Consider the following 18,232-nt stretch of genomic DNA (forward strand, 5'->3'; position numbering starts at 1 on the left):
CGTCTCATGTGACTTCTGCCGGCGTGAGCATAAGCTTCCCGGCGAAATTCGATGATGCGAGCGGGGTGCGTCGCTGTCATTCGTTTTCGATCGACAAGAGACAATCCATGAAAGTGTTTTTGATGAGCGACCTGGTCGTTCATGAGTTAGTGTCAATGCAACTGGAAGGCAAATGGCTGACGGCTGCGCAGTTCGCAGAGTCGGCGCAATTGTGGATTTCTCGTCACGGGCAAAGAAATCAGTTATCCAAAAGAATGCTCGAAGTTTTTCAGCGCGAGGCGGAGCAAATCGCCGGGCGCCTGATGAAGGAGGCGATGCCTGACGGAACGAATTCGCCTCTGAAACGCCTTCTGCTCGATATTCCCGCCGTCAACTACGCAGATCCGCTGAGTGCGAGAGCGCTCGCCGCGAGCCTCGAGGTTTGTCGCACGAAGCTGTGCGATTGTTGTTCCGCGCGCATTGGACCGGGCGATGCGAAGGAATTGCGCGAAACCGAGCGGTGGCGTTGTCATCCCGCGTTACGGCAGTTGCTGTGCGGAGGCATCCCGGTGCATGACGCCCGGGAACAAGACCGGCATTGCGAAGCCGGTCCTCCGGCGAACGCATGCAAGCATTGATGACGCGGGGCCCGAGCCTCGGACCAGCGCGACGACAGTTGCCGGGCGATCAGGATTCGTACGCGGCAGCGTCGTCGGATTCGAGATCGAGAACGGACGCCGCGGGCAGCATGCTCGCGGAAGCGCTCGGATCGCAGGCGGGATTGCGCGCCTTCTCCAGCACGGCCGGCGGCACGGGCACGTTGGCGCGCGCGATCACTTCGCCGTGCTGGAACATCAGCAGATCGCCCGGCTCGAAAGCGGTCCATATTTCGTTGTCGGTCAACGGCTGCGTGGCGATCACGGCGACGCGGTCTTCGGGTGTCGTGTACTTGGCGAAATCGATCGAAACGTCCGCGTCGACGAGATGCGCGGTCGAAAACGGCCAGCTACGCACGAGGTAATGCAGATGCGTCGAGCAGTGCGCGAACAGCGCCTGGCCGTTCGACATCAGAAAATTGAACACGCCGAACTGGGTGATTTCGCGCGTCAACGTTTCCAGCGCGGCGAACAGTTCGTTCAGCGGCGGCTGCGAACCAGGAAACGCCTTGCGCAACCCTTGCAGCAGCGCGCAGAACGCCAGCTCGCTATCCGTGTTGCCGACGGGCTGATACACGCCCGAGAGCACCGGGCTGTAATTCTGCAGATCGCCGTTGTGCGCGAAGATCCAGTGGCGTCCCCACAACTCCCGCATGAACGGGTGGCAGTTCTCGAGCACGATGTGCCCTTGCGTCGCCTTGCGGATATGCGCGATCGTATTTTTCGACTTGATCGGGTAGCGCTTGACCATGTCGGCGATCGGCGACGTGGCCGACGACTGATGATCGATGAACAGGCGACAGGCCTTGTCTTCGAAGAAGGCGATGCCCCAGCCGTCGGAGTGGTGGTCGGTGACGCCGCCGCGCGCCGCGAAGCCGGTGAACGAGAACGTGACGTCCGTGGGCGCGGCGCAATTCATTCCGAGTAGTTGGCACATGATGCGGAAGACAAGCCTTTCTAACGGGGTATGAGCCCACATGGGCCGACCCGTTACAATGATGATTTTCCAAGCATATCACCGAGCCAGAAGCGGCAAAAAGCAAAATTGACGGGTGTTTTGGCTGCATTTGTGGAAAGACCTCGTCAGTTATGCCGTCAGTTGCGCAATTTGCCGCGCCTGTGACGCTCGTGAATCCCCGCCATGACCGCATCTACCGCTGCTTCCGTCGATACCCTCACGCTCGCCCGTCCCGATGACTGGCACCTGCACGTCCGCGATGGCGCGATGCTCGCCGCCGTCCTGCCGCACACCGCGCGCCAGTTCGGTCGCGCGATCATCATGCCGAACCTGAAGCCGCCCGTCACGACGACGGAGATGGCGCGCGCCTATCGCGAGCGCATCATTGCGGCGATCCCGGCCGGCGTGAAGTTCGAGCCGCTGATGACGCTGTATCTGACCGACAACATGCCACCCGAAGAAATCCGCCGCGCCCGCGAAAGCGGTTTCGTGCATGGCGTGAAGCTGTATCCGGCGGGCGCGACGACGAATTCGGATGCGGGCGTCAGCGACATCCGCAAGTGCGCGAAAACGCTCGAGATGATGCAGGAAACGGGCATGCCGCTGCTGATCCACGGCGAAGTGACAGATTCGTCGATCGATCTGTTCGATCGGGAGAAAGTGTTCATCGACCGCGTGATGACGCCGCTGCGCCGCGATTTCCCGGCGCTGAAGGTCGTGTTCGAGCACATCACCACAAAGGATGCCGCCGACTACGTCCGCGACGCGGGCGCGCCGCCCGAGCTGCTGGGCGCGACGATCACTGCGCATCATCTGCTGTACAACCGCAACGCGATTTTCCAGGGCGGCATTCGTCCGCATTACTACTGTTTGCCTGTGCTGAAGCGCGAGACGCATCGTGTGGCGCTGGTCGAGGCGGCTACGTCGGGCAATCCGCGCTTTTTCCTTGGTACGGACAGCGCGCCGCATCCGAAGGGCCTGAAGGAGCACGCGTGCGGCTGCGCGGGCTGCTACACGGCGCTGCATGCACTCGAGCTGTACGCGGAAGCGTTCGACAAGGCGGGCGCGCTCGACAAGCTCGAAGGCTTCGCGAGCTTCCACGGCGCGGACTTCTACCGCCTGCCGCGCAGCGAGGAGAAGGTGACACTGCGCCGCGAAGAATGGACGCTGCCGGCGGAAGTCGCGGCGGGTGACACGCCCGTGGTGCCGTTGGGCGGCGGCGAGACGATCGGCTGGAAGCTCGTTTGAGCGCGTGCTGAGCGAATGTCGCGCGATGTCGACTCACCGGGCGGCGCACTGAAGCGCGCTGCGCCGGGCTTTGCGGATATCGACTGGTCGATGCCGTGGTTCGCGCAGGTCGCGACGCGCGGCGTGCGCTGGCAACAGGCCGCGCTGCGCAGCGCGGCGGATCAGTTGCGCGAGATGAACGCGGATGCCGCGTCCGCCGTCATCACGACGGGACGCGGAAGGCAGCTCGCTTTTATCCCGCAGGACGAATTGCCGCCCGGCACCGCGTACGAAGCGCATATCGCGGTATCAGGCTGCGTGCCGACGCGCCCCAATCAGCATGATTTCTTCAACGCGCTGATGTGGTTTCAGTTTCCGCGCATCAAGGCTGCGCTGAGCGCGCGCGGGTCGGCGGCTGTCGATGTACTGGGCATCGGCCCGACGCGCGGCGGCACGCGCGACGCACTCACGCTGTTCGACGAAAACGCCGTGCTGTTTGCGTGTACAGACGCGTCGCTCGCCGCCGCACTGCGCTCGTTCGACTGGAAAACGCTACTCGTTGACCAGCGAGCGGCGTGGGGCGAGCGCTGCGAGGTGCGCTGTTTCGGGCACGCGCTGCTGGAAAAGCTCGTTACGCCATATAAGGCGTGTACGGCACACGCGTGGATCGTCGATGTGCCACCCGCGTACTTCTCATGGACGCGCGTTTCACGCGACGCGTTTCTGGACGAAACCGTCGCGCGCACGCTGCTCGATACGCCAGGCTTCAGTGCCCGGATGTTCGCGCCGCTGCCCGTGCTCGGCATTCCCGGCTGGTGGGCAGCGAACGAAGCGCCGTCTTTTTACGACGATGCTTCCGTGTTTCGCGCCGGGCGGCGGTCTCGCGGAACGCCAGATGTTAAAATCCCCGCCAGCAAAGCAGGCCAGGCAGTCGCGGCCTCGGCGGTTTCGGCCGGCGAGGGCGAGGAAAGTCCGGACTCCACAGGGCAGGGTGATGGCTAACGGCCATCCGTGGCAACACGCGGAACAGGGCAACAGAAAGCAAACCGCCGATGGCCCGGCGCGAGTCGGGATCAGGTAAGGGTGAAACGGTGCGGTAAGAGCGCACCGCGGCTGCTGCGAGGCAGACCGGCACGGTAACCTCCACCCGGAGCAATTCCAAGTAGGCTGGCTAGCATCTTCGAGATGCAGGGCGGGGCCCCCGTCACGTCAGCGGGTAGGAAGCTTGAGCGCGTCAGCAATGGCGCGTCTAGAGGAATGACTGCCACGCGTGGCGCGCTTTCGGGCGCGCTGCGTGCACAAAATCCGGCTTATCGGCCTGCTTTGCCGCTCAAATGACAAATGCCGGCGTCCGTTGGGACGCCGGCATTTTCTTTTTCAGCGCTCGCGCCGCTTCAGACGGCTTTAGTCCGCGACGATGTCGAACGAATGCGTGAGCTCGGCCGTTTTCGCGATCATGATCGACGCCGAGCAATATTTGTCGTGCGACAGATTGATCGCGCGTTCCACCGTCGTCGGATTGAGGTTCGTGCCCGTCACCGTGAAATGGAAATGGACCTTCGTGAACACCTTCGGGTCTTCGCTGGCGCGCTCGGCTTTCAGCGTCACCGAGCAGCCGCTGATTTCCTGACGGCTCTTCTTCAGGATCATCACGACGTCGTACGCCGTGCATCCGCCCGTGCCCAGCAGCACCATTTCCATCGGACGCGGCGCCAGATTGCGGCCGCCGCCTTCAGGTGCGCCGTCCATCGCGACGAGGTGGCCGCTGCCCGTTTCGGCGGCGAACGCCATGCCGTCCTGACCCATCCAGCTGACTTTGCATTCCATTCTTGTACTCCGCTCACAAGCTTGAATTCGAGATGCGCATTGTAGCCCGGCGGGTGATGGCTCGCCCGGAGCGACATCGGCGGCGGATTATGCGAATTGCGCCTTGAATGCTGCGCTGCCGCATGTCCGGTGCATAAGGGATAGCACGGACGATTTTAGGTGTGTTGCTCTAGGGGCACTGCAGCGGTCGTTCTGTCCGTGCAGGCTAAGTCATTATTTTCAGACGATTTACTTGAGGTTGCGGCCGTTGTGACAAAATTCCAGATAATGAAATTCAATTTCGCATTGCAAATGTTCTTGCGTCGCACAAGCACCGATCATATAATCTGCTCATTGGTTGTCGCAGCTCGACAATCTCCGCATGTCTCCTCCACCCTCCTCCTAAGGTGGATTAAGCCCGAACCGCTAGTTCGGGCTTTTTTTCGTCCTCAGCTTTCCGTTGTCCGGGTGCTTTGACTCCTTGGCGCAAATTCCTTTATAATTCAGGGCTTTTCCGCAGTCGCGCCCGCGGAGGAAGAACCAGGGAGAGCCTGCACGCGCCTCGAAGCGCACATACAAGCAGGAAAAAAACACAGGGCGCAGCACTATTTTTTGGATCGATCATGAAGACGTTTTCCGCAAAAGCCCATGAGGTTACGCGCGAATGGTACGTGATTGACGCGACGGATAAGGTTCTCGGGCGTGTCGCCAGCGAAGTGGCACACCGTCTTCGCGGCAAGCACAAGCCTGAATTCACTCCGCACGTCGACACCGGTGATTTCATCATCGTTATCAACGCCGGCAAGCTGAAGGTCACGGGTAACAAGACCACGGACAAGAAGTACTATCGCCACTCGGGCTACCCGGGCGGTATCTATGAGACGACGTTCGGCAAGATGCAAGAACGCTTCCCGGGCCGCGCGCTCGAGAAAGCGGTCAAGGGCATGCTGCCGAAGGGCCCGCTCGGCTACGCGATGATCAAGAAGCTGAAGGTCTACGCTGAAGCAACGCATCCGCATTCGGCGCAACAGCCGAAGGCGCTCGAGATCTAAGGGGAGCCCACATGATCGGTAACTGGAATTACGGTACGGGCCGCCGCAAGAGCGCTGTTGCTCGTGTCTTCATCAAGGCAGGCAAGGGCGAGATCGTCGTCAACGGCAAGCCTATCGCCGACTACTTCTCGCGCGAAACGTCGCTGATGATCGTGCGTCAGCCGCTGGAACTCACGAACCACGCTGCTACGTTCGACATCAAGGTCAACGTGACGGGCGGTGGTGAAACGGGTCAAGCCGGCGCAGTTCGCCACGGCATCACGCGCGCGCTGATGGACTACGACGCAACGCTGAAGCCGGCTCTGTCGAGCGCAGGCTTCGTGACGCGTGACGCACGTGAAGTCGAGCGTAAGAAGGTCGGTTTCCACAAGGCACGTCGCCGCAAGCAGTTCTCGAAGCGTTAATCGTTTCGAGTTGGCTCTGTTTCAGACAGGGCCTGCTGCAGAAAGCCGCCAACGCATCTGCGAAGGCGGCTTTTTTATTTGTCGTGCGGCATTGTCGGTCCGTATGAGGACATCGCTGACAGGTGTACGAGGACATGATTGACACCCGTCGCGCCCGCAGGGATTAGCCGGTGTGCATAAGAACCTATTGATTTCATGGGCTTCAGCACGATATCGGGAACAGCAATACAATAGCGTGTAGAAGCTATTTTGGAGAGTTCGCATGGACGCAGTGACCGACACCCCCGTGACCGAGATGCCGGCACCGTTTGTCTTTACCGACGCGGCGGCTGACAAGGTTAAAGAACTGATCGAAGAAGAAGGCAACCCGGAGCTGAAACTGCGCGTGTTCGTGCAGGGTGGCGGCTGCTCGGGCTTCCAGTACGGCTTCACGTTTGACGAAGCCGTCAACGAAGACGACACCGTGATGAACAAGAGCGGCGTCCAGTTGCTGATCGATTCGATGAGCTACCAGTATCTGGTTGGCGCAGAGATCGATTACAAGGACGACATCAACGGCGCGCAGTTCGTCATCAAGAACCCGAACGCTACGACCACCTGCGGTTGCGGCTCGTCGTTCTCGGTGTAATCGCAGCTTTTTCGCGTAAGTTGCAGCAAAAGCGGGGCTTCGGCCCCGTTTTTTTATTTCCACGCTAATTTCGCATGCCGCGTCAGCGCGGATAAATCGCACCGAGCACGCGCTCGTCCGCCGCGCCCGTCACGGACGGCAAATTCCCCGGTTCGCGTGCAACGCAACGCATGGCCAGCCACGCAAAGGCCAGCGGTTCTACCTGATGCGGCGGCACGCCGAGCGCCTCCGTGGTCATAACGGGCACGCCGCTGCAGCCGCTTTCGGCGAGAGCGCCCTGCAGTGCCTTCATGATTTCCGGATTGCGTGCGCCGCCGCCACACACGTACACCGCCTTGCAATCGGGCGCGTGGCGCTCGACCTCGCGCGCGACCGTCACGGCCGTCAGCGCCACCAGCGTCGCCTGAACGTCGGCGGGGCTGACATTGGCGAATCCTTGCAGCCGGGCGTCGAGCCATTCGGGGTTGAACAGGTCGCGTCCGGTGCTCTTCGGCGGCTGCGCCTCGAAAAACGGCTCGTCGAGGAAAGCATTCAACAACGGCCGATGCACCTGACCCGACGCCGCGAACTGGCCGTTTTCATCGAATGGCTTGTTCAGATGCCGGTGCGCCCATTCGTCGAGCAGCGCGTTAGCGGGGCCGCAATCGAAGCCGCGCACCGCGCCGTTGGCCGAGAGGATTGTGATATTGCTGATTCCGCCCAGATTGCAGACCACGCGCGTCTCGTTCTTCGCGCCGAAAACCGTCGCGTGGAAGGCCGGCACGAGCGGCGCGCCCTGGCCGCCCGCCGCGACATCGCGGCTGCGAAAATCGGCGATCACGTCGATATGCATCATTTCGGCCAGCAGCGCCGGATTGTTGATCTGCTTCGTGTAGCCCTTTTCCGGCCGATGCCGCACCGTTTGCCCGTGCACGCCGATCGCGCGGACGTCCGTAGCCGACAGATTGCCTGAGCGCAGCAACTCATGGCAGCACACCGTGTAGCGCGCGGCCAGCGCGTTGGCTGCGAGCGCCTCGCGCTCGATCTCGTTGTCTCCTGGTTGCTGGAGGGCGAACAGCGCGTCGCGCAAACCCTCGGAGAAGCCCACGAACGCCTGCGACCGCACGACGGGCGCCTTGCCCTTCGCAAATTCGACCGCGATGCCGTCCACGCCGTCCATGCTCGTGCCCGACATCAACCCGAAATACACGCCGTCTGCCGTGTCTTTGGCCACGCTTTGCTCCTCTGATCGTCGTTCGTCGCGCCTCGTAAATACTTCCGGCGCCTCGTTGACGACGATTGTCGCTCATCGGCGCGCCGCGAAACAATCGATGAAACGAGCGGCGCGAGCGCGCACGACGGTCCACATTCGCCGCGTGCGCCATATCCTGCCGCGAATTGAAGCGCGTTTCGCGTGAGATCAGGGCGCAATGCGCCGCAACTATGGGACAATCTCCCTTTTTGCGATCTCCCGTTCCAGCATGAGCACCGAGTCCACCGCCAAGCCCAATTCCGCCTACCCGATCACCGACGAAGTCCGTCACGCGCTCGAAGTCACCAAGCGCGGCGTCGACGAACTGCTGATCGAAGAGGAGTTCGCGCAAAAGCTCGCGAAAAGCGCGGCCACGGGTACGCCGCTGCGCATCAAGCTCGGTCTCGATCCGACGGCGCCCGACATCCACATCGGCCACACCGTCGTGCTGAACAAGATGCGCCAGTTGCAGGATCTCGGCCACACGGTGATTTTCCTGATCGGCGATTTCACGTCGCTAATCGGCGATCCGTCCGGCCGCAACGCAACGCGCCCGCCGCTCACGCGCGAGCAGATCGAATCGAATGCGAAGACGTATTTCGAGCAGGCCGCGCTGGTGCTCGACCGCGAGAAGACGGAAATCCGCTACAACAGCGAATGGTCGATGCCGCTCGGCGCCGACGGCATGATCAAGCTCGCGTCGCGCTACACCGTCGCGCGTATTCTGGAGCGCGAAGACTTCACGAAGCGTTTCCAGGGCGGCGTGCCCATCTCGATCCACGAATTCCTGTATCCGCTGATGCAGGGCTACGACTCGGTCGCGCTGAACGCCGACCTCGAACTCGGCGGCACGGATCAGAAGTTCAATCTGCTGGTCGGCCGCGAACTGCAGAAGCAGTACGGCCAGGAACAGCAGTGCATTCTGACGATGCCGCTGCTCGAAGGGCTGGATGGCGTCGAGAAGATGTCGAAGTCGAAGGCTAACTATGTGGGCATCAGCGAAAAGCCAAACGACATGTTCGGCAAGTTGATGAGCATTTCCGACGTGCTGATGTGGCGCTACTTCGAACTGCTGTCGTTCCGTCCGATGGCCGAGATCGAAGGCTTCAAACGTGAAATCGAAGGCGGACGCAATCCGCGCGACTTCAAGGTGATGCTCGCACAGGAAATCGTTGCGCGCTTCCACTCGCAGCCCGACGCCGAGCGCGCGCTGGAAGACTTCAACCACCGCGCGAAGGGCGGTGTGCCGGACGATATCCCGTCGGTGACGCTCGCGGGCGCGCCGCTCGCGATCGGGCAACTGCTGAAGCAGGCAGGTCTCGTGCCGTCGACGAGCGAAGCGCTGCGCAACATCGAGCAGGGCGGCGTGAAGATCGACGGCGCGACCGTGTCGGACAAGGGCCTGAAGATCGAGGCCGGCGAGTTCGTCGTGCAGGTGGGCAAGCGCCGGTTTGCGCGTGTCACGCTGACGGCATGATGTTCTTCCGCGAGCCTTTGCAAGCGACGCAACGGAAGCGCGCCGCATGATCGCGCTGATTCAACGCGTGCGGCGCGCGGAAGTACGCGTTGCCGACCGTGTGACAGGCGCGATCGACGCGGGCCTGCTTGCGCTGGTCTGCGCAGAGCGCGGCGATACCGATGCCGCCGCCGACAAGCTGCTCGCCAAAATGCTCGGCTACCGCGTGTTCAGCGATGCAGCCGGCAAGATGAATCTGCCCGTGCAGAATATCGACGGCGCGGGGCGCGCAGGCGGCCTGCTGCTCGTGTCGCAGTTCACGCTGGCCGCCGATACCAACAGCGGCCTGCGCCCGAGCTTCACGCCCGCCGCACCGCCCGACGAGGGCAAGCGCCTGTTCGACTACTTCGTGGCCGCGGCGCGCGCGAAGCATCCCATCGTCGAAACGGGCGAATTCGGCGCGGACATGCAGGTGTCGCTTGTCAACGACGGCCCGGTGACGTTCTGGTTGCAGACGCGCGCATAACCTTTGTTTTCCCGCTCCGATTCCATGGCAACACAAGTCCTCTTCATCCGACACGGCGAGACCGACTGGAACCGTATCAAGCGGATTCAAGGGCACATCGATATTCCGCTCGCGACGAGCGGCGTCGACCAGGCGCAACGTCTCGCCGAACGTTTCGCGCGCGAGGCGCGGGAAGGCGCACGGCTCGACGCGATCTATTCGAGCGACCTCATGCGCGCGCAACAAACGGCGCAGCCATTTGCCGACTTGCTCGGGCTGCCGCTGAACCTCAGCAAGGGCTTGCGCGAGCGCAATTACGGCGCGTTTCAGGGACACGACAGCGACGAGATCGCGCTGCGTTTCCCCGACGAATACGCGCAGTGGCAGACGCGCGATCCTGGCTTTTCGCCGCCCGAGGGCGAATCGCAGCGCGTGTTTTATCACCGCGTGGTGCATGCGCTTGAGCCCGTCGTCGCCGCGCATCCGAACGGGCGGATCTCGGTTGTCGCGCATGGCGGCGTGCTGGATTGCGTGTATCGCTTCGCGAATGGTTTGCCGCTGGATGCGCCGCGCAACTACGCGTTGCTGAACACGAGCGTGAATGTGGTCGAATTCGAAGACGGCCGCGCGAGGGTCGTGTCATGGGCCGATGTCGCGCATCTCGACGGCCACGCGGAAGACGACAGCTTCAAGAAAAAAACGCCCGAAGCCAGGCGTTGAGTCTGATGACGCGGCAGCGCCGCGTTTCCCATCTAGGAGCCGCTTAGGTCGGCTCTGAATCCCACAGATTGCGTACCGGGCTTGCCGTATCAGGTGCGGCCAGGCCGAAGTGCCGATACGTCAACAGCGTGGCGACGCGTCCGCGCGGCGTGCGCTGCAAGAAGCCTTGCTGGATCAGATACGGTTCGAGCACGTCTTCGATCGTGTCGCGCTCTTCGCCGATCGCCGCCGCCAGATTGTCCACACCGACCGGGCCGCCATCGAACTTGTGCAGGATCGCTTCGAGCAGCTTGCGGTCCATCAGATCGAAGCCGACGGGATCGACGTCGAGCATTTTCAGCGCGGCATCCGCGACCTTCGCGGTGATATTGCCGTCCGCCTTTACCTCGGCGAAGTCGCGCACGCGGCGCAGCAGCCGGTTCGCAATACGCGGCGTGCCGCGCGAGCGCTTGGCGATTTCCAGCGCGCCATCAGGATGAATGTGCGCGCCCAGCAGCGAGGCCGAGCGGCTCACGATGCGCGCCAGTTCCCCGGCGTTATAGAACTCCAACCGCGCGACGATACCGAAGCGGTCGCGCAACGGATTGGTCAGCATGCCCGCGCGCGTGGTCGCGCCGACCAGCGTGAACGGCTGCAGATCGAGTTTCACGCTGCGCGCGGCGGGGCCTTCGCCGATCATGATGTCGATCTGGTAATCCTCGAGCGCCGGGTACAGGATTTCCTCGACGACGGGCGACAGCCGGTGAATCTCGTCGATGAAGAGCACGTCGTTGGCTTCGAGATTGGTCAGCAGCGCCGCGAGGTCGCCCGCGCGTTCGAGCACGGGGCCCGACGTCTGCCGCATATTGACGCCCATTTCGCGCGCGATGATATGCGCGAGCGTGGTCTTGCCGAGGCCCGGCGGCCCGAACAGCAGCACGTGATCCAGCGATTCCTTGCGGCGCTTGGCGGCTTCGATGAAGATTTCCAGCTGGCCGCGCACCTTTTCCTGGCCGACATATTCGTCGAGCTGGCGCGGGCGCAACGCGCGCTCGAACGCTTCCTCGTTCGGCGACACGGGCGTGGCGGCGATGATGCGTTCGGCGGCGAGTTTGTCGTGTTCGATCATGCAGGCATTGTACCGCGCACGGCTCGCTCGAATACCTGGCCGAATGGCCAGGGTGCGCGTGCAACGGCCGCGTGCGAAGCTTCATGCACGCCGCTCGATGAAAGCACGATCAGGCCTTCGACAGCGCCTTCAACGCGAGCTTGATGCCTTCGGAAACGCCTGTGCCCGCAGGCACGTGCTTGATGGCCGCAAGGCCTTCTTTTTCGGAGTAACCCAATGCCAGCAACGCGTTCAGAATGTCGGACGCATGATCGGACTGCGACGCTGCGCCCGCCATCGCGCCAAGGTCGGCGCCGAGCTTGCCCTTCAGTTCGAGCAGGAGCCGCTCCGCCGTCTTCTTGCCGATGCCCGGCACGCGCGTGAGGCGCGCGGCGTCCTGCATCGTTACCGTCTGCGACAGTTCCTGAACGCTCATGCCTGACAGCACGGCCAGCGCCATGCGCGCACCGATGCCCGTGATCTTTAACAACTCGCGAAACGTCGAACGCTCTTGCGGCGTGAGAAAGCCGTACAGCAAATGCGCGTCCTCGCGCACGATCATCTGCGTGAGCAGCACGACTTTTTCGCCGGTGCCGGGCAGGTTGTAGAAGGTGCTCATCGGCACATCGACTTCGTAGCCGACGCCGTTGCAATCGATCAGAAGGTGAGGCGGATTCTTTTCCAGCAGGACGCCGGCGATGCGACCGATCATGGCGGGTTCTATCGAGAGAGAAAGCGCGAGTGTAGCGCAGGGTAGAGGGCTTTCGTACGCGGCGTCTGACGAAGTGGGAAGGCGGCTGATTGACCCGGCCGCCTCCGCTCCATACACTGAGATCCCTTTTGGACATTCCGTAGTTAACCAAAAGGGGTCTTCGATGCTGAGTCTCACCACGCTCGCGCTGTTCTCAGGTGCGTGTCTCGCGCTTACCGCCACGCCCGGTCCCGATATGTTGCTGATTGCTTCCCGCAGCGTGAGCCAGGGAAGGGCAGCGGGTTTTGCGTCGTTCGCCGGGATTCTGGTCGGCACGTATTGCCATGCGCTTGCCGCGGCGTTCGGCCTGTCACAGCTCTTTCTTGCCGCGCCGATGGCCTACGACATCGTGCGCTTCGCGGGCGCAGCATATCTGCTTTATCTTGCATGGAAGACGTTTCGCTCGGACGGCACCATGCTCGCGCCGGACGCATCCATGCGACGTTATCCCGTTGGCAGAATTTTCAGGCAAGGGTTGTTCACGAATCTGCTCAATCCGAAGGTTGCGCTGTTCGTGCTCGCATTGTTCCCGCAGTTCGTGAAGCCTGAGGCGGGATCGGTCGCTGTGCAGATCATGTTGCTTGCGACCGTGCTCAATGTGATCGGCTTCTTCGTGAATGGCAGCGTGATTCTGCTTGCCAGCAGACTGAGCCGGAAACTGACTAGCAGCAAGCGCCCGTCGCGCTGGCCGCAGTATTTGCTCGGCTCAGTGTTTGCCGGCTTGGCATGCCGGCTGGCGCTGGCGGGACAACGCTGACGGTAAAGGCGTCTAGCCGATCAGCCGCCCACGCCGCACTCGCAAGCCTTTCTTCGCAAGCGCGGGCGCAATACCGCCCAGCGTGCTCAACGTGCCGCCGCCGTGCGCGTGGCAGATCGCCATGCCGAGCGCATCGGCGGCATCGGTGGAAGGGATGCCCGACAGGCACAACAGCCGTACGACCATTTGCTGCATCTGTTCCTTGGTCGCGCGTCCGTAGCCGACCACGGCTTGCTTCAACTGCAATGCCGTGTACTCGGCAACGGGCACGCCGCCAGCCACCAGCCCGCAGATCGCGGCGCCGCGTGCCTGGCCGAGCAATAGCGTCGATTGCGGATTGACGTTGACGAACACCTTTTCGATCGCCGACTGGTCCGGCGCATGTTGGCGGACCAGCGTGGAAATGCCCTCGAATATGGTGCCCAGGCGTGACGGCAGATCGGCATCGGCGGTCTTGATGACGCCGCTCGTCACATAGGTCAGCTGATGGCCGGACTGATCGATCACGCCGAAACCGGTGACGCGCAAGCCTGGGTCGATGCCAAGAATTCTCATAAGTGCCGTGCTTATTCAGTGCCTGCGATACTACAACGGCACAACGTCAAACGCGAAATGCAAAACGGCCCGGCAGTTGCAACTGCCGGGCCGTTTCAGAAGAAGCAGGTCAGCCGTTCAGTGGCGGAAGTGGCGGATGCCTGTCACGACCATCGCGATGTTGTGCTCGTCGGCAGCAGCGATCACTTCGTCGTCGCGCATCGAGCCGCCCGGCTGGATCACGCAGGTTGCGCCCGCGTTCACGACCACATCGAGACCGTCGCGGAACGGGAAGAACGCATCCGACGCCACTGCCGTGCCCGACAGCGTCAGGCCCGCGTTCTGCGCCTTGATGCTCGCGATGCGCGCCGAATCCACGCGGCTCATCTGGCCCGCGCCGACGCCCATCGTCATGCCGTTCGCGCAGAACACGATCGCGTTCGACTTCACGAACTTCGCGACGCGCCATGCGAACAGCAGATCGTCCATTTCCTTCGGCGTCGGGTGACGCTTCGTGACGACGCGCAGTTCGTGCGGCTGCACGTTCTTCGCATCGAGCGATTGCACGAGCAGACCGCCGCCCACGCGCTTCAGATCGAATGCGTTATGGCCATCGCCCAGCGCGATCTCGAGCAGACGCACGTTCTGCTTGGCCGCGAACACCTGCTTCGCCGCGTCGCTGAACGACGGTGCGATCAGCACTTCGACGAACTGCTTCGCGACAGCCTGCGCCGCCGTTTCGTCGACTTCGCGGTTGAACGCGATGATGCCGCCGAACGCGGAAGTCGGATCGGTCTGGAACGCCTTCGAATACGCTTCGTGCGGGTTCGCGCCGACAGCCACGCCGCACGGGTTCGCGTGCTTGATGATGACGCAAGCGGGCGCGTCGAACGTCTTCACGCATTCCCACGCGGCGTCCGAGTCAGCGATGTTGTTGTACGACAGTTCCTTGCCCTGCAACTGGCGATAGTTCGCGAGCGCGCCGGCAGGCACCGTGATGTCGCGGTAGAACGCCGCGCTCTGGTGCGGGTTCTCGCCGTAGCGCAGGTCCTGCACCTTGTCGAACGCGAGGTTGAACGTGGCCGGGTACGTGTTGCGCTCGCGGTGCTGCAGTTCTTCCGTGAGGCTCGTCAGGTAGTTCGTGATCGCGCCGTCGTACTGCGCGGTGTGCGCGAACACCTTGGTCGCGAGGCGGAAGTTGGTCTTGTAGCCGACCGAGTTGCCGTTCGCACGCATTTCTTCGAGCACGGTCGCGTAGTCAGCGGGATCGACCACGACGGTCACGTCGCGGTGATTCTTGGCAGCCGAGCGCAGCATGGTCGGGCCGCCGATATCGATGTTCTCGATCGCGTCTTCCAGCGAGCACTCTTCCTTCGAGATCGTCTGCACGAACGGATACAGGTTCACGACGAGCAGGTCGATGGTCGGAATGTCATGCTTTTCGAGCGCGGCCATGTGCTCGGGCAGATCGCGGCGGGCCAGAATACCGCCGTGCACCTTCGGGTGCAGCGTCTTCACGCGCCCATCCAGCATTTCCGGAAAGCCCGTGTAGTCGGCCACTTCGGTAACGGGAAGGCCGGCGTCCGCGAGCAGTTTCGCGGTGCCGCCCGTCGACAGGATCTTGACGCCGAGGTCCGACAACGATTTCGCGAAATCGACGATGCCGGACTTGTCGGAAACGGAGATGAGCGCTTGCTTGATCATGATGAGAACAAAAGCCGATGAAAGGCGTGGCAGGGCGCCGAAACTACAGCAGGCCGTGCTGTTGCAGTTTCTTGCGCAGCGTATTGCGGTTGATGCCGAGATACTCGGCTGCCAGCGACTGATTGCCGCCGGCCTGCTCGAGCACCACCTCGAGCAACGGTTTTTCCACGCACGAAATTACCATGTCGTAGACGTCGTGCGGATTGGAGCCGTCGAGATCCTGAAAGTACATCCCCAGGCTATCGCGGACACATTGTTCGATATTGTGCTTGCTCATGCTGCTAGTCGGTCGGTTTGGTCCTGCTCACCGTTGTTGTTGACTTCGTTGTCGACGTACACGAGGCGGTCCGAAATCGCCTTTTGCGCGTCGAAGAATTCATTGACGGCGAGCAGTTGTTCGCGCGTCGTGTCCAGCGTATTCATACGATGGCGGAACACGTTGGCGCCAGAAAGGCCGCGAGTGTACCAGCCGATGTGCTTGCGCGCAGTGCGAACGCCTGTAAATTCGCCGTAGAACGCGTAGTGATCCTCCAGATGCTCGTTCATCACCTGCTGGATCTCGTCGATGCGCGGCGCTTCCATCAGCGCGCCCGTCAGCAGGAAATGTTCGATCTCCCGGAAGAGCCACGGGCGCCCCTGCGCGGCGCGGCCGATCATGATGGCATCCGCGCCCGTCGCGGCGAGCACTTCACGCGCTTTGTGCGGCGACGTAATGTCGCCGTTCGCCACCACAGGAATCTTCACCGCGGCCTTCACGGCGGCAATCGTTTCGTACTCCGCTTCGCCGTGATAAAGGTCGGCGCGCGTGCGGCCGTGCACCGTCAGCATCGAAATGCCGGCGCTTTCGGCGAGGCGTGCGATGGTCAGTGCGTTCTTGTTGTCGCGGTCCCAGCCGGTGCGGATTTTCAGCGTGACGGGCACGGCATCCGGACCGACGCCAACGGCATTCACCACGGCTTCTACGATCCGCTGCACGAGCGGTTCGTTCTGCAACAGCGCCGAACCGGCCGCGACGTTGCAGACCTTCTTGGCCGGGCAGCCCATGTTGATGTCGATGATCTGCGCGCCGTTCGCGACGTTGTAGCGCGCGGCCTCGGCCATCATCTGCGGGTCGGCGCCCGCGATCTGCACGGCGATCGGCTCGACCTCGCCCGTGTGGTTGGCGCGGCGCATCGTCTTTTCGCTTTTCCACAACTGCGCGTTCGACGCGACCATCTCCGACACGGCATAGCCCGCGCCCATGCGCTTGCAGAGCTGGCGGAACGGCCGGTCGGTTACGCCCGCCATAGGGGCGACGAACAGGTTGTTGCGCAGAGTGTGGGAGCCGAGAGTGGGCATAGCGGACATCGGCGGCGAGCGAAGGGTGCGCCAAAACCTTGGAAATCGCGCACCGCACGTACCGCAAAATACGAGGGAAAACCGCTATTTTAGCGTTAACGCGCTGACCCAGATCGAACCGCGTCTGAGGTAACTCATTAAATCTTCTATGAAAGTGGCCGCGCTCATAGAACGGCGGCCACTTTTACGCGATGTCGCAACGCGCTAGCGGCGTTGGCCAAACATCATCTGGCGGGCGAGCGCCGTCTTCACGGGCGGCACGAATTCGAGCGCGGTGAGGGCGAGACCGCGCAGCGCCGCCAGCGGCGGAAAGTCGATCGTGAAAAGGCGCGCGAGCGTGTCGGTGGCGCCAATCGTCATACGGCGGTCGAGCGCGCGGCGCTGCGCAAACGCGATCAATGCGCTGCGCGTCGCGCCGTAGTGCGAGAGCGCGTCGGCGAGCGCGTGCGCATCGCGCAAGCCGAGATTCAGCCCCTGGCCGGCGACGGGATGCAGCGTCTGCGCCGCATTGCCGATCGCGACGACGTTGCCCTTGACGAGCGTATCGACGGTGTTCAGCCCGAGCGGGAACGACGCGCGTCCCTTGATCTGCACGAAGCGGCCCATCCGGTCGCCGAACTCGGCGCCGAGTTCGCGCAGAAAGTCTTCGTCCGGCAACTGCGCGCGGCGCGCCGCTTGTTCCGGCGCGCAGCACCAGACGAGCGCGTAGTCCGCGCCGCGCACGCCGCCCGTCGGGAGGAGCGCAATCGGACCTTGCGATGTGAAGCGTTCCCACGCGACATGCGGTTGCGGCGACGACAGCGTCACCGTGCCGACCAGCGCGGTTTGTCCGTAATCGCGCGTTTCGCCCGAGCCTGCCTGCTGTTCGCCGAACAGGCCGCCTTCGGCGTTCACCAGAATGCGCGTGCGCAGCGTGCGCGTGACGTGCGCGCTTTCGATCGGCAGCAGCACGCCGTCGTCTTCGAGTTGCTGCGGTGCCTGTGCTTTCGTCGATTTGAACCAGTGGACGGGCGTCGCGCGCACGGTCTCGGCGAGCGCGTGGACGATCGAGCCATAACGCAGCACGTAGCCGAGCGCGGGCAGGCCGTGCTCCGAGTGATCGATCAGCGTGCGCCCGAAATGGCCACGCTGCGAGACGTGAATGCGCTGGATCGCGGTCGCATCGGACGGCCAGGCGAGCGGCTCGAGGATCATCCGGCTGCCGTGTGAAACGGCGATCGCGCGCGGATCAGCAACCGAATCCTCCGGCTCGCGCGCGTCGATCAACGCCACATTCAGCTTCTGCGTCGCGCTGCGCCGCGCGAGCCAGCCCGCGAGCGCAAGACCGACCGGCCCCGCGCCGACGATCGTCACGTCGTAATCGTAGGGCGGGTTGCTCGCAGGGAGGGAGGGCGCGTTCGCCGCCTGGTGGACTTCGCTCATCTTCTTGTCTGTTCCTT

Annotated in this window: 19 protein-coding genes, 1 other RNA gene and 1 pseudogene; 11 read left to right on the forward strand and 10 right to left on the reverse strand. The window is 62.8% G+C overall.

Annotated features, from left to right (window positions below; translation table 11 throughout):
• The first annotated feature begins 107 nt into the window (after nucleotides 1-107).
• Nucleotides 108-617, forward strand: a complete 510-nt coding sequence (locus tag SB822_RS31205; RefSeq protein ID WP_410856358.1) for a hypothetical protein — start codon at nucleotides 108-110, stop codon at nucleotides 615-617.
• 49 nt (nucleotides 618-666) lie between these two features.
• Here the strand turns inward: SB822_RS31205 and SB822_RS31210 are convergent, their stop codons facing one another.
• Entirely contained in the window at nucleotides 667-1,572 is a 906-nt protein-coding gene (locus SB822_RS31210; protein WP_410856359.1) for a class II glutamine amidotransferase, read from the reverse strand.
• A 204-nt stretch (nucleotides 1,573-1,776) separates the two neighbouring features.
• Here SB822_RS31210 and pyrC point away from each other — a divergent pair, with 204 nt between their 5' ends.
• From pyrC to rnpB, 3 genes and pseudogenes are all read left to right on the forward strand, one after another.
• Nucleotides 1,777-2,841: a dihydroorotase gene (gene pyrC, locus SB822_RS31215; RefSeq protein ID WP_410856360.1), complete on the forward strand. Its 1,065-nt coding sequence runs from the start codon at nucleotides 1,777-1,779 to the stop codon at nucleotides 2,839-2,841.
• A 174-nt stretch (nucleotides 2,842-3,015) separates the two neighbouring features.
• Nucleotides 3,016-3,636, forward strand: a pseudogene (locus tag SB822_RS31220) (DUF3025 domain-containing protein); the annotation flags it as partial.
• A gap of 99 nt (nucleotides 3,637-3,735) precedes the next feature.
• Nucleotides 3,736-4,149, forward strand: an RNA gene (gene rnpB, locus SB822_RS31225) — RNase P RNA component class A.
• Nucleotides 4,150-4,224: 75 nt separating this feature from the next.
• Here rnpB and SB822_RS31230 read toward each other — a convergent pair.
• On the reverse strand, nucleotides 4,225-4,647 hold the full coding sequence (locus SB822_RS31230; RefSeq protein WP_410856361.1) for an OsmC family protein: 423 nt from the start codon (nucleotides 4,645-4,647) through the stop codon (nucleotides 4,225-4,227).
• 602 nt (nucleotides 4,648-5,249) lie between these two features.
• Between SB822_RS31230 and rplM the strand changes: the two genes are divergently transcribed.
• The 3 genes from rplM to erpA all read left to right on the forward strand — a co-directional run bounded on the left by rplM (nucleotide 5,250) and on the right by erpA (nucleotide 6,710).
• Nucleotides 5,250-5,678, forward strand: coding sequence for a 50S ribosomal protein L13 (rplM, locus tag SB822_RS31235; RefSeq protein WP_007587440.1), 429 nt, complete (start codon nucleotides 5,250-5,252; stop codon nucleotides 5,676-5,678).
• 11 nt (nucleotides 5,679-5,689) lie between these two features.
• Entirely contained in the window at nucleotides 5,690-6,082 is a 393-nt protein-coding gene (rpsI, locus tag SB822_RS31240; RefSeq protein ID WP_007587441.1) for a 30S ribosomal protein S9, read from the forward strand.
• 262 nt (nucleotides 6,083-6,344) lie between these two features.
• On the forward strand, nucleotides 6,345-6,710 hold the full coding sequence (gene erpA, locus SB822_RS31245; protein WP_086909300.1) for an iron-sulfur cluster insertion protein ErpA: 366 nt from the start codon (nucleotides 6,345-6,347) through the stop codon (nucleotides 6,708-6,710).
• Nucleotides 6,711-6,792: 82 nt separating this feature from the next.
• Here the strand turns inward: erpA and SB822_RS31250 are convergent, their stop codons facing one another.
• Nucleotides 6,793-7,923 carry an anhydro-N-acetylmuramic acid kinase gene (locus tag SB822_RS31250; protein WP_007587443.1) on the reverse strand — a complete coding sequence of 377 codons (1,131 nt, stop codon included), beginning with the start codon at nucleotides 7,921-7,923 and terminating at the stop codon, nucleotides 6,793-6,795.
• Nucleotides 7,924-8,170: 247 nt separating this feature from the next.
• Between SB822_RS31250 and tyrS the strand changes: the two genes are divergently transcribed.
• From tyrS to SB822_RS31265, 3 genes are read left to right on the forward strand one after another with little or no spacing between them, the layout of a single operon-like run.
• Entirely contained in the window at nucleotides 8,171-9,418 is a 1,248-nt protein-coding gene (gene tyrS / locus SB822_RS31255) for a tyrosine--tRNA ligase (RefSeq protein ID WP_114221309.1), read from the forward strand.
• 46 nt (nucleotides 9,419-9,464) lie between these two features.
• Nucleotides 9,465-9,923 carry a D-aminoacyl-tRNA deacylase gene (gene dtd, locus SB822_RS31260; RefSeq protein WP_007745682.1) on the forward strand — a complete coding sequence of 153 codons (459 nt, stop codon included), beginning with the start codon at nucleotides 9,465-9,467 and terminating at the stop codon, nucleotides 9,921-9,923.
• 24 nt (nucleotides 9,924-9,947) lie between these two features.
• Entirely contained in the window at nucleotides 9,948-10,622 is a 675-nt protein-coding gene (locus SB822_RS31265) for a histidine phosphatase family protein (protein WP_410856362.1), read from the forward strand.
• 43 nt (nucleotides 10,623-10,665) lie between these two features.
• Here SB822_RS31265 and ruvB read toward each other — a convergent pair whose 3' ends face one another.
• Both ruvB and ruvA read right to left on the reverse strand, forming a co-directional pair.
• Nucleotides 10,666-11,730, reverse strand: a complete 1,065-nt coding sequence (gene ruvB / locus SB822_RS31270) for a Holliday junction branch migration DNA helicase RuvB (protein ID WP_007745684.1) — start codon at nucleotides 11,728-11,730, stop codon at nucleotides 10,666-10,668.
• Between the two features lie 109 nt (nucleotides 11,731-11,839).
• A complete protein-coding gene (gene ruvA, locus SB822_RS31275) occupies nucleotides 11,840-12,421 on the reverse strand; it encodes a Holliday junction branch migration protein RuvA (protein ID WP_007587460.1) in 582 nt (193 codons plus the stop codon).
• A 163-nt stretch (nucleotides 12,422-12,584) separates the two neighbouring features.
• Here ruvA and SB822_RS31280 point away from each other — a divergent pair, with 163 nt between their 5' ends.
• On the forward strand, nucleotides 12,585-13,217 hold the full coding sequence (locus SB822_RS31280) for a LysE family translocator (RefSeq protein WP_410856363.1): 633 nt from the start codon (nucleotides 12,585-12,587) through the stop codon (nucleotides 13,215-13,217).
• A gap of 12 nt (nucleotides 13,218-13,229) precedes the next feature.
• Here the strand turns inward: SB822_RS31280 and ruvC are convergent, their stop codons facing one another.
• From ruvC to SB822_RS31305, 5 genes are all read right to left on the reverse strand, one after another.
• Nucleotides 13,230-13,772, reverse strand: a complete 543-nt coding sequence (ruvC, locus tag SB822_RS31285; protein WP_086915849.1) for a crossover junction endodeoxyribonuclease RuvC — start codon at nucleotides 13,770-13,772, stop codon at nucleotides 13,230-13,232.
• Between the two features lie 117 nt (nucleotides 13,773-13,889).
• On the reverse strand, nucleotides 13,890-15,455 hold the full coding sequence (gene purH / locus SB822_RS31290) for a bifunctional phosphoribosylaminoimidazolecarboxamide formyltransferase/IMP cyclohydrolase (protein WP_086915850.1): 1,566 nt from the start codon (nucleotides 15,453-15,455) through the stop codon (nucleotides 13,890-13,892).
• 43 nt (nucleotides 15,456-15,498) lie between these two features.
• Nucleotides 15,499-15,732, reverse strand: a complete 234-nt coding sequence (locus tag SB822_RS31295; protein WP_007587477.1) for a Fis family transcriptional regulator — start codon at nucleotides 15,730-15,732, stop codon at nucleotides 15,499-15,501.
• The gene (gene dusB, locus SB822_RS31300) at nucleotides 15,729-16,793 is read right to left on the reverse strand and encodes a tRNA dihydrouridine synthase DusB (RefSeq protein WP_086915851.1); all 1,065 of its coding nucleotides are present in this window, start codon (nucleotides 16,791-16,793) and stop codon (nucleotides 15,729-15,731) included. The genes SB822_RS31295 and dusB overlap by 4 nt, the downstream gene beginning before the upstream one ends.
• Before the next feature lie 204 nt (nucleotides 16,794-16,997).
• Complete coding sequence (locus SB822_RS31305) at nucleotides 16,998-18,215, reverse strand: UbiH/UbiF/VisC/COQ6 family ubiquinone biosynthesis hydroxylase (RefSeq protein ID WP_410856364.1); 1,218 nt, start codon at nucleotides 18,213-18,215, stop codon at nucleotides 16,998-17,000.
• Nucleotides 18,216-18,232 lie beyond the last annotated feature (17 nt).

Origin of the sequence: Paraburkholderia sp. SIMBA_054, from assembly GCF_046534875.1 — a bacterium.
In the GTDB taxonomy this organism is placed as follows: domain Bacteria; phylum Pseudomonadota; class Gammaproteobacteria; order Burkholderiales; family Burkholderiaceae; genus Paraburkholderia; species Paraburkholderia hospita.

Bases quoted from the DNA above. Each gene is read 5' to 3' on its own strand.
- SB822_RS31205 (WP_410856358.1), top strand. From the start codon at position 108: ATGAAAGTGTTTTTGATGAGCGACCTGGTCGTTCATGAGTTAGTGTCA.
- SB822_RS31210 (WP_410856359.1), bottom strand. From the start codon at position 1,572: ATGTGCCAACTACTCGGAATGAATTGCGCCGCGCCCACGGACGTCACG.
- pyrC (WP_410856360.1), top strand. From the start codon at position 1,777: ATGACCGCATCTACCGCTGCTTCCGTCGATACCCTCACGCTCGCCCGT.
- SB822_RS31230 (WP_410856361.1), bottom strand. From the start codon at position 4,647: ATGGAATGCAAAGTCAGCTGGATGGGTCAGGACGGCATGGCGTTCGCC.
- rplM (WP_007587440.1), top strand. From the start codon at position 5,250: ATGAAGACGTTTTCCGCAAAAGCCCATGAGGTTACGCGCGAATGGTAC.
- rpsI (WP_007587441.1), top strand. From the start codon at position 5,690: ATGATCGGTAACTGGAATTACGGTACGGGCCGCCGCAAGAGCGCTGTT.
- erpA (WP_086909300.1), top strand. From the start codon at position 6,345: ATGGACGCAGTGACCGACACCCCCGTGACCGAGATGCCGGCACCGTTT.
- tyrS (WP_114221309.1), top strand. From the start codon at position 8,171: ATGAGCACCGAGTCCACCGCCAAGCCCAATTCCGCCTACCCGATCACC.
- dtd (WP_007745682.1), top strand. From the start codon at position 9,465: ATGATCGCGCTGATTCAACGCGTGCGGCGCGCGGAAGTACGCGTTGCC.
- SB822_RS31265 (WP_410856362.1), top strand. From the start codon at position 9,948: ATGGCAACACAAGTCCTCTTCATCCGACACGGCGAGACCGACTGGAAC.
- ruvB (WP_007745684.1), bottom strand. From the start codon at position 11,730: ATGATCGAACACGACAAACTCGCCGCCGAACGCATCATCGCCGCCACG.
- ruvA (WP_007587460.1), bottom strand. From the start codon at position 12,421: ATGATCGGTCGCATCGCCGGCGTCCTGCTGGAAAAGAATCCGCCTCAC.
- SB822_RS31280 (WP_410856363.1), top strand. From the start codon at position 12,585: ATGCTGAGTCTCACCACGCTCGCGCTGTTCTCAGGTGCGTGTCTCGCG.
- ruvC (WP_086915849.1), bottom strand. From the start codon at position 13,772: ATGAGAATTCTTGGCATCGACCCAGGCTTGCGCGTCACCGGTTTCGGC.
- purH (WP_086915850.1), bottom strand. From the start codon at position 15,455: ATGATCAAGCAAGCGCTCATCTCCGTTTCCGACAAGTCCGGCATCGTC.
- SB822_RS31295 (WP_007587477.1), bottom strand. From the start codon at position 15,732: ATGAGCAAGCACAATATCGAACAATGTGTCCGCGATAGCCTGGGGATG.
- dusB (WP_086915851.1), bottom strand. From the start codon at position 16,793: ATGCCCACTCTCGGCTCCCACACTCTGCGCAACAACCTGTTCGTCGCC.
- SB822_RS31305 (WP_410856364.1), bottom strand. From the start codon at position 18,215: ATGAGCGAAGTCCACCAGGCGGCGAACGCGCCCTCCCTCCCTGCGAGC.